At 64.1% G+C, this 15,763-nt stretch carries 13 protein-coding genes; 10 read left to right on the forward strand and 3 right to left on the reverse strand.

Features of this window, described 5'->3' with window-relative positions; all coding sequences use genetic code 11:
* Positions 1 to 32: 32 nt before the first annotated feature.
* Positions 33 to 458, reverse strand: coding sequence for a DUF3788 family protein (locus FBY30_RS12785; RefSeq protein ID WP_160141471.1), 426 nt, complete (start codon positions 456 to 458; stop codon positions 33 to 35).
* Positions 459 to 610: 152 nt separating this feature from the next.
* Here FBY30_RS12785 and FBY30_RS12790 point away from each other — a divergent pair, with 152 nt between their 5' ends.
* From FBY30_RS12790 to FBY30_RS12810, 5 genes are all read left to right on the forward strand, one after another.
* A complete protein-coding gene (locus tag FBY30_RS12790; RefSeq protein WP_142133191.1) occupies positions 611 to 2,383 on the forward strand; it encodes an ABC transporter family substrate-binding protein in 1,773 nt (590 codons plus the stop codon).
* Between the two features lie 271 nt (positions 2,384 to 2,654).
* A complete protein-coding gene (locus tag FBY30_RS12795; protein ID WP_142133192.1) occupies positions 2,655 to 4,343 on the forward strand; it encodes a peptide ABC transporter substrate-binding protein in 1,689 nt (562 codons plus the stop codon).
* Positions 4,344 to 4,469: 126 nt separating this feature from the next.
* Entirely contained in the window at positions 4,470 to 5,399 is a 930-nt protein-coding gene (locus tag FBY30_RS12800) for an ABC transporter permease (protein ID WP_142133193.1), read from the forward strand.
* Positions 5,389 to 6,333, forward strand: coding sequence for an ABC transporter permease (locus tag FBY30_RS12805; RefSeq protein ID WP_142133194.1), 945 nt, complete (start codon positions 5,389 to 5,391; stop codon positions 6,331 to 6,333). The genes FBY30_RS12800 and FBY30_RS12805 overlap by 11 nt, the downstream gene beginning before the upstream one ends.
* Before the next feature lie 11 nt (positions 6,334 to 6,344).
* The gene (locus FBY30_RS12810) at positions 6,345 to 8,051 is read left to right on the forward strand and encodes a dipeptide ABC transporter ATP-binding protein (RefSeq protein ID WP_142133195.1); all 1,707 of its coding nucleotides are present in this window, start codon (positions 6,345 to 6,347) and stop codon (positions 8,049 to 8,051) included.
* A gap of 61 nt (positions 8,052 to 8,112) precedes the next feature.
* On the opposite strand, the gene FBY30_RS12815 is transcribed toward FBY30_RS12810, so the two are convergent.
* Positions 8,113 to 9,048: an SGNH/GDSL hydrolase family protein gene (locus tag FBY30_RS12815; RefSeq protein WP_142133196.1), complete on the reverse strand. Its 936-nt coding sequence runs from the start codon at positions 9,046 to 9,048 to the stop codon at positions 8,113 to 8,115.
* A 231-nt stretch (positions 9,049 to 9,279) separates the two neighbouring features.
* Between FBY30_RS12815 and typA the strand changes: the two genes are divergently transcribed.
* Together typA and FBY30_RS12825 are read left to right on the forward strand one after the other, a co-directional pair.
* Positions 9,280 to 11,208, forward strand: coding sequence for a translational GTPase TypA (typA, locus tag FBY30_RS12820; RefSeq protein ID WP_142133197.1), 1,929 nt, complete (start codon positions 9,280 to 9,282; stop codon positions 11,206 to 11,208).
* 492 nt (positions 11,209 to 11,700) lie between these two features.
* Complete coding sequence (locus FBY30_RS12825; protein WP_142133198.1) at positions 11,701 to 12,210, forward strand: hypothetical protein; 510 nt, start codon at positions 11,701 to 11,703, stop codon at positions 12,208 to 12,210.
* Between the two features lie 48 nt (positions 12,211 to 12,258).
* On the opposite strand, the gene FBY30_RS12830 is transcribed toward FBY30_RS12825, so the two are convergent.
* A complete protein-coding gene (locus FBY30_RS12830; RefSeq protein WP_142133199.1) occupies positions 12,259 to 12,501 on the reverse strand; it encodes a putative acetyltransferase in 243 nt (80 codons plus the stop codon).
* Between the two features lie 137 nt (positions 12,502 to 12,638).
* Between FBY30_RS12830 and fdxA the strand changes: the two genes are divergently transcribed.
* From fdxA to FBY30_RS12845, 3 genes are all read left to right on the forward strand, one after another.
* Entirely contained in the window at positions 12,639 to 12,965 is a 327-nt protein-coding gene (fdxA, locus tag FBY30_RS12835) for a ferredoxin (RefSeq protein ID WP_013601705.1), read from the forward strand.
* A gap of 14 nt (positions 12,966 to 12,979) precedes the next feature.
* Positions 12,980 to 14,131 carry a succinyldiaminopimelate transaminase gene (dapC, locus tag FBY30_RS12840; protein WP_142133200.1) on the forward strand — a complete coding sequence of 384 codons (1,152 nt, stop codon included), beginning with the start codon at positions 12,980 to 12,982 and terminating at the stop codon, positions 14,129 to 14,131.
* Positions 14,132 to 14,366: 235 nt separating this feature from the next.
* Positions 14,367 to 15,653, forward strand: a complete 1,287-nt coding sequence (locus tag FBY30_RS12845; protein ID WP_056334606.1) for a citrate synthase — start codon at positions 14,367 to 14,369, stop codon at positions 15,651 to 15,653.
* The last annotated feature ends 110 nt before the right edge of the window (positions 15,654 to 15,763 follow it).

Below are 15,763 nucleotides of genomic sequence, written 5' to 3' on the forward strand. Positions count from 1 at the left end.
TGACGTGGCCGCTTCTTTGAGCGGCTGCCCCCCTACCGTGCCCGCAGCCTGTAACGGACCACCTCGAGGGCTGCCCCGACGTCCTCCCGCGAACGGATCCCGACGACGACCGGCAACATCGCTCCGGACATTTCCGTTCCGGTGACCTGGGTTCGGAGGTTGTCAGGGAGGGGCAGCGCGGCGAGGTCATCGCGGTGTCGGGCGGAGAAGTAGCACGTGACCGTGGCATAGCCGTCCCAGACCGCCAACCACGCCATATTCTTGCTGCCCCGGCGGGCCCTGCACAGCCATCCGCCGTCGCGGTAGTGGTGCCATGACAATTCCAGGCCAAAGTCCGGCCCCGACAACAGCTCCTTGAGGTCTTGCCAAGCGGCGAAAGAAGCATCCAGGTGCTGGCGGATCTGTTCGTCGTCGGGCACGCGGCCGGGATCGGTCAGGACTGCGACACGGCCAGGCACGGGTTCATCGTAGCCACCCGGTCCACGGGAACCACAGGGGCCCAACGGCCCGCATCAACGACTGGTCCGCCGGACAGCTTATCCTGAAGAGGTAGGGCCCGATTCCCGGCGACCCGAGTCTTCCCGGAGAGGGAAAAACACAAGGAGGCGGCATGCCGGTACGGCGTCTTATGCAGTTGCTCGTCGCCGCATTGTCGGCCGCCCTGGTTCTCTCCGGTTGCTCGGGCGGCAGCGCCCCGTCGGTTGTGGTGGGGGAGGCAAAGCGCGGTGGCAGCGTTACGGTGGCGGAGGTCAACGCCTTCTCCTCGTTCAACCCATACAGCGCCAACGGCAACACTGACATCAACTCGAAGATCGGTGCCATCACCCACTCGGGCTTCTTCTATCTCGATGACACCTCCAAGGTTGTCCGCAACGACAAGTTCGGACACTTCGAGAAGGTTTCCGACCAGCCGCTCAAGGTGAAGTACACCGTCAACGAGGGCGTCAAGTGGTCCGACGGCGCCCCCATCGGCGCGGCCGACCTCCTGTTGAGCTGGGCCGCAGGGTCCGGTTATTACGACGACGTCGACCCCGCCGCCGGCAAAGGGACCAAGTACTTCTCGGTTGCCTCCGACACCACGGGGCTCGCCGGCACCCTGTTTCCCGAGATCGGATCCGACGGGCGTTCCATCACCATCGAGTACGCCGCACCCTACGCGGACTGGGAAGTGGCGTTCGACGTCGGACTCCCGGCCCACGTCGTTGCCGCCAAGAGCGGACTCAACGATGAGGAAGACCTGGTGACGCTGCTCAAGGACACGCCACGGGGCAACCCGGAAAAGCCTGCGTCGAACCCTGCACTCAAGAAAGTCAGCGATTTCTGGAACACCGGGTTCAACACAAAATCCGTGCCCGACGACCCTGCACTCTACCTGTCCAGCGGCCCCTACATCGTCCGGGACATCGTCCCGGAAGTCTCGATGAAACTTGTGCGCAACAGGGACTACACATGGGGCGCCGAACCCTGGCTGGACGAGGTCAATGTCAGGTTCACAGGGGCGGTGCCGGCAGCGGTGGATGCCCTCCGCAACGGCCAGGCCGACATCATCTCACCCCAGCCCTCAGCCGCCACGGACAGCCTGCTGACCGGCCTGTCGAGCCAGGGCATCACCGTGGAACGGTACAAACAGTCCGGCTACGACCACCTGGACCTCAACTTCTCCGGGCCTTTTGCCGACAAAGATGTCAGGGAAGCCTTCCTCAAAACAGTGCCGCGGCAGGCGATCATGGACGCCGTGGTGGGAACCCAGGTCCCGGACAACAAGCCGTTGGATTCACAGGTGTTCCTGCCGGGACAGCCAAAGTACGACGACACCGTGAAGAAGAACGGTTCCTCCGATTACGCCAAGGTGGACATTGAAGGGGCAAAGAAGCTCCTGAAGGGCGCCACCCCCAGCGTCCGCATTCTTTATAACCGCGACAATCCGAACCGGGCCAAGTCGTTCGCCCTGATCCGCGACTCGGCTGCACTGGCCGGGTTCCGCGTAGTTGACGGCGGGCAGGGAAGTGCCGACTGGGCCGCCGCGCTCAGCCGCGGCGGTTATGACGCAGCCTTGTCCGGGTGGATCGGCACGGAGGCCGGCGTCAGCCGGGTGCCGCAGATCTTCCGCACCGGTGCGGGCAGCAACTTCACGGGATATTCCGACGCCGACGCGGACAAGGTCATGGAGCAGCTGGCCGTGACCACGGACCTGGGCAAACAGGACGAACTCCTGGCCGAAATCGACAAGCACATCTGGGAGGACGCGTACGGCCTCCCGCTCTATCAAACGCTGGGAACAACGGCCTTCAACTCACGGGTAGCGGGCATTAAGACCAGTCCCGGCCCCCTGGGCGTCTGGTGGAACGTTTGGGAGTGGCGGCTGTCCAACCCGGCCGCGTGACCTAGGGCCTTTCGCCCCTTGCGCCGGCTGCCACTGCCCGATTCGCCGTACGGCTTACCGGCGAGTAGCATGTGACGTGCCTAACTTCCCGCCCATCCCCGGGGCATTGCACTGCGCCGGTCACGGTTTGGCAACGGAGTACCAATATCTGGACTACGTGCAGTTAGGCTAACTCGTATTGTGTAGGTTTCGTCACAGCGGCCAGCTGCGTCCGACCTACGGGGAAGCACAAGATTCCCCTATATCTCTCCCACAACTCATAGGAGGCGGAATGCGTTTTACGCGCACTTCCAAAGCACTGGGCATCGTGGCAATCGCCGCGCTTGCCCTGACCGGGTGCGGCGCCGGCGGCGGCGGCAGCACTGACGGATCCAGCAACGCTGCCGGCGATCCGAACAAGGTCATCACCGCCTACAGCAACGAGCCACAAAACCCGTTGCTGCCGGCAAACACCAATGAGGTTTACGGCGGCCGCGTCGTGAACCTGCTGTTCGAAGGCCTCCGCAGCTACGACGCGAATGGCAAGGCCGTCAACGCACTGGCCGATTCCATCGAGTCATCAGACGCCCAGAACTGGACCATCAAGGTCAAGCAGGGCCAAAAGTTCACCAACGGCGAGGCCATCACGGCAAAGACCTTCGTGGACTCCTGGAACTTCGCCGCAAACTCCAAGAACCTGCAGAACAACGGATTCTTCTTCGAGTCCATCGCCGGCTACGAAGATGTCTCGGCGGTGAACACGACAAAGGGCGCCGACGGCAAGACCACCAGCACCCCTGCCCCCAAGGCGGAGACGATGTCCGGCCTGCAGGCCACTGACGATTCCACCATCACGGTTAAGCTGGCCCAGCCCGAGGCTGACTGGTCGCTGCGCCTTGGCTACTCCGCCTTCTACCCGTTGCCTTCCGCCGCGCTGGCCGATCCCAAGACCTTCGGTGAAAACCCGGTGGGTAACGGACCGTACAAGTTCGAAAAGCAGGGCTCCTGGGTCCACGACCAGTCGATCACCCTGGTGAAGAACGCCGACTACAAGGGCACCCGCGAGGCCAAGAACGGCGGCGTTACCTTCAAGTTCTACACCGACCCGGGCCCCGCATACACGGACCTGCAGTCGGACAACCTGGACATCACCGACGTTCTTCCGTCCAACGCCCTGAAGACCTACGTCAACGACTTCCCGGACCGCAACGCCACCAAGGCTGTAGCCACCGATTCCACCCTGAACATCCCGGGCTACAACCCGAACTTCCAGGGTGAAGCCGGCAAGCTGCGCCGCCAGGCACTGTCCTACGCCATCAACCGCGAGGAAATCGCCAAGGTGGTCTTCAACGGCACCCGCACCCCCGCCAAGGCCTTTGCCCCGCCGGTCATCGACGGATTCAAGGAAGGCCTCAAGGGCAGCGAAGTCCTGAACTTCGACCCCGCCAAGGCAAAGGATCTGTGGGCCCAGGCAAACAAGATCCAGCCGTACGACGACTCCAAGCCGCTCCAGATTGCCTCCAACACCGACGGTGGCAACAAGGAATGGATCGACGCCGTGGCCAACGGCTTCAAGAACAACCTCGGCATCCAGGCTGAAATTCAGCCGTTCGCCAAGTTCGCCGAAGTCCTGAACCTGCGCAAGACCCAGCAGCTGCCCGGCCTGACCCGCGCCGGCTGGCAGGGTGACTACCCGTCGCTGTACAACTTCCTGGGACCGGTCTGGGCCACGGGCGCATCCTCCAACTACGAGAAGTACTCGAACCCCGAGTTCGACAAGCTCCTCAAGGAGGGCCTGGCTGCCAAGAGCACGGACGAGGCCAACGCCAAGTTCAACCAGGCACAGGAGATCCTGTTCCAGGACCTGCCCGGCCTGCCGCTCTGGGACCAGGCACGCCCGATCGTGTGGAGCAACAACATCGTGAAGGCCGAAACCGGCTGGAACGGTGAAATTCTCTACTACGGCATCACGGCCAAGTAGTTCCAAGATCTAACTTGCCGACAAGCTGATGGGGGTTCCGGTTACGTCCGGGCCCCCATTGGCTTGCAAGCGGCAGGAAGGCATTCATGAACGTGTTATCCCCCCTTCCGGAAGGCAGGTAATCCTGTGATCCGGTTTATTCTGCGCCGACTCCTGCAGGTGATCCCTGTTTTCCTCGGCACTACCCTCCTGGTGTACTACATGGTGTTCGCACTGCCCGGCGACCCCATCGCCGCGCTGTTCGGCGACCGCCAGCCCCCGCAGGCAGTCATTGACACCTTGCGCAGCCAGTACCACCTCGACCAGCCCTTCTGGGTCCAGTACGGTCTGTTCCTGAAGAACCTCTTCACCTTCAACCTGGGTAATGACTTCACCGGCCAGCCCATCGCGGCCAGCCTGGCGCGTGTCTTCCCGGTTACAGCGATGCTCGCCATTGAGGCGTTGGCCATCCAGGCCATCTTCGGCGTGGCTTTCGGTGTGTTCGCCGGCCTGCGCCGCGGTGGCTGGTTCGACTCCACCGTCCTGGTGGCTTCGCTGGTGGTCATCGCAGTTCCCACCTTTGTCCTCGGCTTCGTTTTCCAGCTCGTTTTCGGCGTGCAGCTGGGCTGGGCCAAGCCGACGGTAGGTGCTAATGCGAACTGGGGCACCTTGTTGCTGCCCGCAATTGTTTTGGGGCTTGTTTCCTTTGCCTACGTGCTGCGCCTGACCCGCGCTTCAGTCAGCGAAAACATGAACGCCGACTACGTCCGGACTGCCACGGCCAAGGGCCTGTCACGGCCCCGGGTGGTGCTGGCACACATTCTCCGCAACTCGCTGATCCCGGTGGTGACCTACCTGGGCGCCAACCTTGGCGGCCTGATGGGCGGTGCCATTGTCACAGAGGGCATCTTCAACGTTCCCGGCGTTGGCAACAAGCTTTACCAGGCAGTCCTCCGCAGTGAAGGTCCCACCATCGTCTCCATCGTCAGCGTGCTGGTGCTGGTATTCGTCGTGGCCAACCTGCTTGTCGATCTCCTGTACGCCTGGCTTGACCCGAGGATCCGCTATGACCAGTAATAACAGCCACTTCGTGGCCCCCATTGAAGAGACGCCGCTGCAGGCAACGGATGCCGTCAAGACTGACCAAGCCCCGCTCAGCCTGTGGGCCGACGCCTGGCGCAAGCTCCGCCGTCGTCCGCTGTTTATCATCTCGGCACTTCTGATCCTTGCCCTGATCGTCATTGCGCTGTTCCCCGGACTTTTCACGTCCACGCCGCCCAACGAAGGCTGCGAACTGGGGAACTCGGAAGGCGCCCCCACCGCCGGGCACCCGTTCGGCTTCACCTTCCAGGGCTGCGACGTGTACTCCAGGGTGATCCACGGCACCCAGGCCTCGCTGTCAGTGGGCCTGCTCTCGGTGCTCTGCGTCCTGGTGATCGGCGTGACCATTGGCGCCCTTGCCGGATACTACGGCGGCTGGATTGACGCTGTGCTTGCCCGCTTGGGTGACATCTTCTTCGCACTGCCACTGGTCCTCGGCGCGCTGGTGATCACGCAGCTTCCCCTGTTCCGCGAGAACAAGAGCGTGTGGACCGTGGTGTTCGTCATCTCGCTCCTGGCGTGGCCGCAAATGGCGCGCATTACGCGCGGCGCAGTCATTGAGGTACGCAATTCCGACTTCGTCACGGCGGCCCGATCGCTGGGTGTTTCCAAGTTCGGCGCGCTGATCCGCCACGTCCTGCCGAACGCCCTGGCTCCGATCATCGTGCTTGCAACGCTGGAACTTGGCGTGTTCATCGTGGCCGAAGCCACGCTGTCCTTCCTGGGCATTGGCCTGCCGCAGAGCATCATGTCCTGGGGTAACGACATCGCCGGCGCCCAGGCTTCCATCAGGACCCGGCCGGAGATCATGCTCTACCCGGCCGCGGCGCTGTCCATCACGGTGCTGAGCTTCATCATGCTGGGTGACGCAGTGCGCGACGCCCTCGACCCGAAGAGCCGTCAGCGATGAGAGATAAAGAGATGACAAGTCCAGACGTCCGCATTGACGAGGCCGGCACCACCGGCGTCAGGCCGCTGCTCGAAATCCGTGACCTCGCCATCACCTTCAAGACCGGCGGCGGTGAGGTCCAGGCAGTGCGGAACGCACACCTGACCATCATGCCGGGTGAAACGGTCGCCATCGTGGGGGAGTCGGGTTCCGGCAAATCCACCACGGCCCTCGCGGCCATTGGGCTCCTGCCCAACAACGGCAGGGTGTCCGGCGGCCAGATCCTGCTCGACGGCGAGGACATCGCCCACACCACCGAGCAGCGCATGATCGAGCTGCGCGGCAACACGATCGGCATGGTTCCGCAGGACCCCATGTCCAACCTCAACCCCGTGTGGAAGATCGGCTACCAGGTCCGGGAAACACTGAAGGCAAACGGCCGGCCCAGCGGGCCGGACGATATCGCCAAGGTGCTGTCCGAGGCGGGGTTGCCGGACGCCAAGCGCCGGGCCAACCAGTACCCGCACGAGTTCTCGGGCGGCATGCGCCAGCGCGCGTTGATCGCCATTGGTCTCTCCTGCCAGCCTCGCCTGCTGATTGCGGACGAGCCGACGTCGGCCCTCGACGTCACCGTCCAGCGGCAGATCCTGGACCACTTGGAGACGATGACCAACGAACTGGGCACCTCGGTGCTGCTGATCACCCACGACCTGGGCCTGGCAGCCGAGCGTGCAGACAAAGTGGTGGTCATGTACCAGGGCCGCGTGGTTGAAGCGGGCCCCTCGCTGGAACTGCTCCGCAACCCGCAGCACCCGTACACCAAGCGGCTCGTGGAGTCCGCGCCCTCCCTGGCCAGCCGCCGTATCCAGGCTGCCAGGGAGCAGGGCCTGGAGACCGCGGACCTGCTGGCACCGGCCGCCGAGACGGCAAAGTCGGACACCTTCCTGCAGATACAGGACCTGCGCAAGGTTTACAAGCTGCGCCAGGGGCTGGGTAAGGCGACGGACTTTGCTGCGGTGGACGGCGTGAGCTTTGACGTCAGGCGGGGAACCACCACCGCGATCGTGGGTGAGTCGGGTTCCGGCAAGTCCACGGTGGCCAAGATGGTGCTCCAGCTGGAAAAGCCCACGGAAGGCAAGATCCTGTTTGACGGAGTGGACACCTCGGCCCTGAAACCTGCCGAACTGTTCAAGTTCCGCAGGCGCGTCCAGCCCATTTTCCAGGATCCGTACGGCTCCCTCGATCCGATGTACAACATCTACCGCACCATTGAAGAACCGCTTCGGGTGCACAAAATCGGGGACCAGGCCAGCCGGGAGAAGAAGGTGCGCGAACTGCTGGACCAGGTGGCTCTGCCGCAGTCCACCATGCAGCGGTACCCGAACGAGCTGTCAGGCGGGCAGCGGCAGCGTGTTGCCATTGCGCGCGCATTGGCGCTTGACCCCGAGGTCATCATCTGTGACGAGGCAGTTTCCGCCCTGGACGTGCTGGTACAGGCACAGGTGCTGAACCTGCTGGCGGACCTGCAGGCCAACCTGGGCCTGACTTATCTGTTCATCACGCACGACCTTGCCGTGGTGCGGCAGATCGCGGACCACGTCTGCGTAATGGAGAAGGGCCGCCTGGTGGAGACCGGTTCCACGGACGAGGTCTTCGAGTCGCCCAAGCAGGACTACACGAAGGCCCTGCTCAATGCCATCCCCGGTGCGAAGCTGATGCTTCCGCCCGAGGTGGCATAACCGGTGGCGCAGCGGGAGATCTGATCCAGACGGCTGGAGCCGGGGCCTTCGGGTCCCGGCTTCAGCCGTTTTTGCCGTTCGCTCCGGTGGATGCCAGCGACTGTGCGGAGCCCGGGGCAGCGGGAACACCAAGTTCGCGCAAGCGGCGCTCCAGGACCCCGCCAAGCTGCTTCCGGCCTTCGGCATCCATGTGGACGGCGTCGGCAAGGTGCTGGGTCAGGTTGTATTTGGTCAGCCAGTCGCCGGCGCTCACGAACGTGACCCGCTGCCGGGCTGCGATGCCCGCCAGCAGTGCGTCCACCTGGCTCCGCCGGCCGCCGCCATCCTGGGCTCCGCGCGCAAGAGTACCCACCATCACGATCCGGGTGCCGGGGTACCGGGCTTTCAGCGCGTCGATGAGCCGGTTGGCGTTGGAACTGATTTGCGCGTCGGAGGCGCCCCGGGCAGCGTCATTGCCGCCGCCTTCAATCACGATCAGGCCTGGTTCTCCGGCCGGCATCAGCCAATCGCCGCGTTCGAGGGCATCGATGTAGTTGCCCACTTTTCCGTTGGCAGCGGTGAACCCCGTGCCGCCGTAGCCGCAGAAGTGGACGTTGTAGCCCAGGCCCGCCAGGGCCCTGCGCGGCCAGCTGTCATCGGGTACGGACTGGGAGTCGCCGATCAGCACGGCAGTGCTTCTCGCATTCGCCACCACCACCTCATTGCGTCCAAAGACCGGGTTGCGGTAAATCTCACCCGGGAACAGCGCAGGGCGGGTCAGCACCGTTGAGAGGTCGACGCCGGATGCGTACTGCATTGCATTGGGTTGGCCGACGGCGTTGGCCCTGAGCAGTGCAGATGGAAGATAGCCCTCTGTGGAGGCGGCCTCATGAGGTGCCACGTCTGCCTGCTGCCCGGGGGCGGCAAGGACAAGTCCCGTGGCAAGGACCAGCACCGCGCCGCGCGCGAGCACGCGCGTGGGACGAGGGGATTCTTTGCGGGGCGATGGGCTGCTCATCAACAGCAATAATGGGGCATTGACGGGTATTTATCCAGTGAGTGTGACCTTGTAGTCAGGGGTGTTTCCGGGGCCCGGCGGCTGCCCCGCATCCGTCCGGATTTAGGCCTTCACTTGCCGCAGCGTTTAGACTGGAAGAAGACGCCCTGTGTTAAGGGCCAAGTCCGTCGTGCGTTCCAGTTGGAAATGTCGCGATACAACAGCTGACTCCACTGAATCGAGCCATTACGCATGTCTGAAACCACCACCAACACCGCGGTAGCCACTGCATCGCGCAGTGATCTGCGCAACGTCGCGATTGTGGCCCACGTTGACCACGGCAAGACCACTTTGGTCGATGCCATGCTCAAGCAGACCAACTCCTTTGCCGAGCACAACCACCTCGAAGACCGCGTGATGGACTCCGGTGACCTCGAGCGCGAAAAGGGCATCACCATCCTGGCCAAGAACACCACGGTGGCCTACAACGGTCCGTCCTCCAACGGCGAGACCATCACCATTAACGTCATCGACACCCCCGGCCACGCCGACTTCGGTGGCGAGGTGGAGCGAGGCCTGTCCATGGTCGATGGCGTCGTCCTCCTCGTTGACGCCTCCGAGGGTCCGCTGCCGCAGACCCGCTTCGTCCTCCGCAAGGCCCTTGCCGCCCACCTGCCTGTCATCCTGCTGGTCAACAAGACCGACCGTCCCGATGCCCGCATTGAGGAAGTCGTCCACGAGTCCATGGACCTGCTCCTCGGCCTGGCCTCCGACCTGGCGGATGAAGTTCCCGACCTTGACTTGGACAAGATCCTCGAAGTTCCCGTGGTTTACGCTGCAGCCAAGGTTGGCCGCGCATCCCTCGAACAGCCCGCTGACGGCACCGCCCCGGAGAACGAGGACCTCGAGCCGCTCTTCAAGACCATCGTCGAGCACATCCCGGCCCCCACCTACAACCCCGAGGGCGTCCTGCAGGCCCATGTCACCAACCTGGACGCCTCCCCGTTCCTGGGCCGCCTCGCCCTGCTCCGCATCTACAACGGCACCCTGCGCAAGGGCCAGCAGGTGGCTTGGGCCCGCCAGAACGGTGAGCTCAAGACCGTCAAGATCACCGAGCTGCTCGCCACCAAGGCTCTGGAGCGTGTTCCTGCTGAGTCTGCCGGCCCCGGCGAAATCGTCGCCGTCGCCGGCATCGAGGACATCACCATTGGCGAAACCCTCACCGACGTCGAGAACCCGCAGCCGCTGCCGCTGATCACCGTGGATGACCCCGCGATCTCCATGACCATCGGTATCAACACCTCGCCGCTGGCCGGCAAGGTCAAGGGCGCCAAGGTCACGGCCCGCCAGGTGAAGGATCGCCTGGACAAGGAACTGATCGGTAACGTCTCCATCAAGGTGCTCCCCACCGAGCGTCCCGACGCCTGGGAAGTCCAGGGCCGTGGCGAGCTGGCGCTGGCCATCCTGGTTGAGCAGATGCGCCGCGAAGGCTTCGAACTCACGGTGGGCAAGCCCCAGGTGGTCACCAAGACCATCGACGGCAAGATCCATGAGCCCATGGAGCACATGACCATCGACGTGCCCGAGGAATACCTTGGCGCCGTCACGCAGCTCATGGCAGCCCGCAAGGGCCGCATGACCAACATGGCCAACCACGGTACCGGCTGGTGCCGCATGGAGTTCATCGTTCCGGCCCGCGGCCTGATCGGTTTCCGCACCCGGTTCCTCACCGACACCCGCGGTGCCGGCATCGCAGCCTCCATCTCCGAAGGCTACGAGCCCTGGGCCGGTCCCATCGAGTACCGCACCAACGGTTCCATGGTTGCCGACCGCGCCGGTGTGGTCACCCCCTTCGCCATGATCAACCTGCAGGAACGCGGCTCCTTCTTCGTGAAGCCCACCTCCGAGGTGTACGAAGGCATGATCGTTGGCGAGAACTCCCGCGCCGACGACATGGACGTCAACATCACCAAGGAAAAGAAGCTCACCAACATGCGTGCCGCTTCCTCCGACACCTTCGAGAACCTGACCCCGCCGCGGGAGCTCACCCTCGAAGAGTCGCTCGAATTCGCCCGCGAGGACGAGTGCGTCGAGGTGACCCCGGAGGCCATCCGCATCCGCAAGGTCATCCTGGACACCAACGAGCGCGCCAAGGCCAACCGCGCCCGCGCCAAGGCCTAGTAACTCCACAGGTCCTCAGAACGCCACCGGCATTTGCCGGTGGCGTTCTGCTTTAACGGGCTCGTTTAACGGGCTCGGCGGCGCAATGACGTAGCGGTTTATTGCGCAGGAACTGTCCGTGCACAACGAGCCGCGCTGCCACCGCGCACGGACGGTTGTCCACATAGCGGTGTCCCGGCCCTGCGTCCGGCTCCGTAACGGGCAAGCATGCAGTTATGCCGACTGTTTCCGAAGCCCTGGCTGCCCTGGGCGGTGTTGCCAGTACCCACGCACTGTCAATGGCGGGAGTTTCACGCCGGAACCTGGAGTCGGGGGTGGCCACGGGCTCAGTCCAACGGATTGCCCGGGGCGTCTATGCCCACCCGCAGGCGGACCCGGTGCTTATCCACGCGGGCCGCCATCACGCGGTCCTGGGCTGCGTCTCGGGTTGTCAGCCAACCCGACAGACCGCACTTGGCCGCATCCCACGGCAGGCCGATCCCTGGTTGCATCGTGCATCGCAACCGGATTCCGCTGACACCCCTGGACGTCGTGTGCCAGTCGTTGCCCTGCCTGGCCCCACTGGAGGGGCTGACCATTGCGGAATCCGCGGTCAAGAACGGGCTCATCCAACTTCCTGCCCTGCGGGAGCGGTTTCCGGCCGTCCGCGAAAAGGGCCTCCGGAAGTTGGTGGGACGGATCCGCCCCCAATCCGGGTCCGTCATAGAAACGATGGCGCGGTATTTGTTGGAGGAAGCCGGGCACACGGTCGAGCTGCAGGTCAGGGTCCCTGGGATGGGACACCTGGACCTGCTCGTTGACGGCCTGCTTGGTATTGAGACGGACGGTTACGCCCACCACAGCAGCCGGGAGGCTTACCGCGAGGATAGGCGGCGTTGGAATGCGGGCGTTCTCCGCGGAGTGCCAACCCTGCGCGTGACTTTCGAGATGGTGCTCAACGAACCCCGGGAGCTCGTGCAGATGGTCCAGCGGGCTCTTGCCACGTACCGTGCTGCGCAGTGAAGGCGGGCTTCATTGCGCAGCGACAGTCCCTGCGCAATGACTTCGCCCTTACTGGGCAGCAGGTCGCCGGCGCGGAGGAGGGGGCGGGACTTCCTTGGCCGCCACCACGCGGTCAAGGGGAATCACGACGTCGGCCTGCCGGGTGCGCACGGTGCAGGAATCGGCGTCACAGGCCAGCAGATGTCCCAACGCGTCCGTGAGGCCACCCTCGATTTGGTAGCGCACCACCACACGGGTGCCTGGCTCAGCTGAGGCAAGGAAACGCGCTGGCGCAGGTACTGGCTGACTCACCAGTTCATACTAGGGTGCCCGGCTAGGTTCGCGGGAACGGCCTGGGAGATAATAGGCTCAGATGTCAGACTCCGGCTGTGCCGCCGGATGAAAGAGCCGGCGGGACGCCGGAACCCCAACGTGGAGAGGCCAGGGACGTGACGTACGTAATCGCGCAGCCGTGTGTGGATGTCAAGGACAAGGCATGTATTGAAGAATGCCCCGTCGACTGCATCTATGAAGGTGAGCGTTCGCTGTACATCCATCCGGATGAGTGCGTCGACTGTGGAGCCTGCGAACCGGTGTGCCCGGTTGAGGCCATCTACTACGAGGACGACACCCCGGAGGAGTGGGCCGACTACTACAAGGCAAACGTTGAGTTCTTCGATGACCTCGGCTCTCCGGGCGGTGCAGCCAAGATCGGCAACACTGGCAAGGACCACCCGATGATCGCTGCCCTGCCCCCGCAGAACCAAGACCACTGACGCGGACGGACAACGTGACCGCAGCAGTGAATTCGTTTGGCCTGGACCTGCCCGACTACCCCTGGGAGGCCATGGCGCCGTACGTTGCCAAGGCCTCTGGGCATCCCGGTGGAGCCGTCAACCTGTCGATCGGGACGCCGGTGGATCCGACGCCGCAGCTGGTCCAGGATGCCCTGAAGGCCGCCGCCAACGCACCCGGCTATCCCACGGTCCATGGCACTCCGGCGCTGCGGGAAGCCATCGCCGTCTGGTTCGAGCGGCGGCGTGGCGTGTCCGGCCTTGATCCCCGGAACATCATGCCTACGGTGGGCTCCAAGGAACTCGTTGCGTGGCTGCCGCTGCTGCTGGGCCTCAAGCCCGGAGACGTCGTCGTACGTCCCAAGGTGGCCTACCCCACGTACGATATCGGCGCGACCCTTGCCGGGGTTACGTCCGTGGCCACCGACAACCTGGACGAGCTGGACGAGGCCACCCGCGCACGGGTCCGGCTCATCTGGGTCAACTCGCCGGGCAACCCCACGGGCAGCGTCCGGGATGTGGAGTCCCTGAAGGCCCTGGTGGTCCAGGCCCGCGAACTGGGTGCCGTGGTGGCGTCGGACGAATGCTACGCGGAGCTCGGCTGGGGCGACTGGGACGTCCAGCGCGGCGGCCAGCGCGTCCCCAGCATCCTCGATCCCCGCGTGGCCGGCGGCTCGCACCAGGGCCTGCTCGCCGTGTACTCGCTCAGCAAGCAGTCCAACCTGGCCGGCTACCGCGCAGCGTTCGTGGCCGGTGACCCGGACCTGATGCCGAACCTGGTCAACAGCCGCAAGCACGCAGGCATGATCGTGCCGTACCCCATCCAGGAAGCCATGCGTGTGGCCCTCGGTGACGACGCGCACGTGGAGGCCCAGAAGGACCTGTACCGGGGTCGGCGTGAACGCCTGCTCCCTGCGCTGCTGGACTTCGGCTTGGAAATCAAGGATTCCGACGCCGGCCTGTACCTTTGGTCGACGGCAGGAGAGGCCACCTGGGACACCGTTGCCCGCTTGGCTGAGCGGGGCATCGTTGTGGGGCCAGGGGTCTTTTACGGGGATGCGGGCAACGGCTATGTCCGTGTCGCCCTGACCGGCTCAGATGAGCGGATCGATGCAGCTGTGGCCCGGCTGGCCGAAGCAAGCTCCTAAGGGCACGTAATATTCGTGTGACTCGCCCCACATCCGGTGTGTTTCAGGCCGCACTGGCGGGCCCCGGATTAGTGACACCCGCCAAGGAGCGGTACTTTTTAACTGATCAATGGTGGCTTTCTACAAGAAGGCAGCCCGGGTGTTGGAACCTGTCTCTTCAGGATTCGTGCACGGCTCACCTGATGTTGGATCAAGCTTTCGACAGAGGCCAAAGACGCCTCATGAAGGGGACTCCATGACTGAGACCAACAATGCTGCGACCCTGCTGCACGCAGGTGGCGAGCTGAAGCTCCCGCGCATCCAGGTTGTTGAAGGGAACGAAGGTTACGACGTCTCCAAGCTGCTGAAGCAGACCGGTGCCGTTACCTTCGACCCCGGCTTCATGAACACCGCAGCAACCACGTCCGCCATCACCTACATCGATGGCGATGCAGGCATCCTGCGCTACCGCGGATACCCCATCGAGCAGCTGGCGCAGCACTCCAGCTTCCTGGAGGTGTCCTACCTGCTGATCTACGGCAACCTGCCCACGCCCACTGAGCTGGACGAGTTCGACCAGAAGATCCGCCGCCACACCCTGCTGCACGAGGAGCTCAAGGGCTTCTTCGGCGGCTTCCCCCGCGATGCACACCCCATGCCGGTGCTCTCCTCGGCCGTGTCCGCGCTGTCCACCTTCTACCAGGACTCGCTGGACCCGTTCAACGCCGAGCAGGTGGAGGTTTCCACCATCCGCCTGATGGCCAAGCTGCCGGTCATCGCCGCCTACGCGCACAAGAAGTCCATCGGCCAGCCCATGCTGTACCCGGACAACTCCATGAACCTGGTGGAGAACTTCCTGCGCCTGAGCTTCGGCCTGCCTGCCGAGCAGTACGAGCTTGATCCGGTGATCGTCAAGGCGCTGGACCTGCTCCTCATCCTGCACGCGGACCACGAGCAGAACTGCTCCACCTCCACCGTGCGCCTGGTGGGCTCCTCCAACGCCAACCTGTTCGCCTCCGTCTCCGCCGGCATCAACGCCCTCTTTGGACCCGCCCACGGCGGCGCCAACGAGGCCGTGCTGAAGATGCTCCGCCAGATCCAGGCCGAGGGCCTCAAGCCCGAGGACTACATGGAAAAGGTCAAGAACAAGGAAGACGGCGTCCGCCTTATGGGCTTCGGGCACCGCGTCTACAAGAACTACGATCCGCGCGCCAAGATCGTCAAGGCCACGGCCCACGAGATCCTCAGCAAGCTCGGCGGCAACGACGAACTGCTGGATATCGCCATGCGCTTGGAAGAGAAGGCGCTCAGCGATGACTACTTCATCCAGCGCAAGCTCTACCCCAACGTGGACTTCTACACCGGCCTGATCTACAAGGCCATGGGCTTCCCCGAGAAGATGTTCACCGTCCTGTTCGCCATCGGCCGCCTTCCCGGCTGGATTGCCCAGTGGCGCGAGATGATCAGCGATCCGAACACCAAGATCGGCCGTCCGCGCCAGCTGTACATCGGTGAGCCGGAGCGCGACTACCCCGCCCGCTGACGCCCCGCGACAGCAGCAGCAATTACGACGACGGCCGCCCACCTTTCACAGGTGGGCGGCCGTTGCGCGTTTAGGCACCATCGACTGCCGGGTAACGGCCCTTTTGGGGG

It is taken from the genome of Arthrobacter sp. SLBN-83 (assembly GCF_006715285.1).
GTDB lineage: Bacteria > Actinomycetota > Actinomycetes > Actinomycetales > Micrococcaceae > Arthrobacter.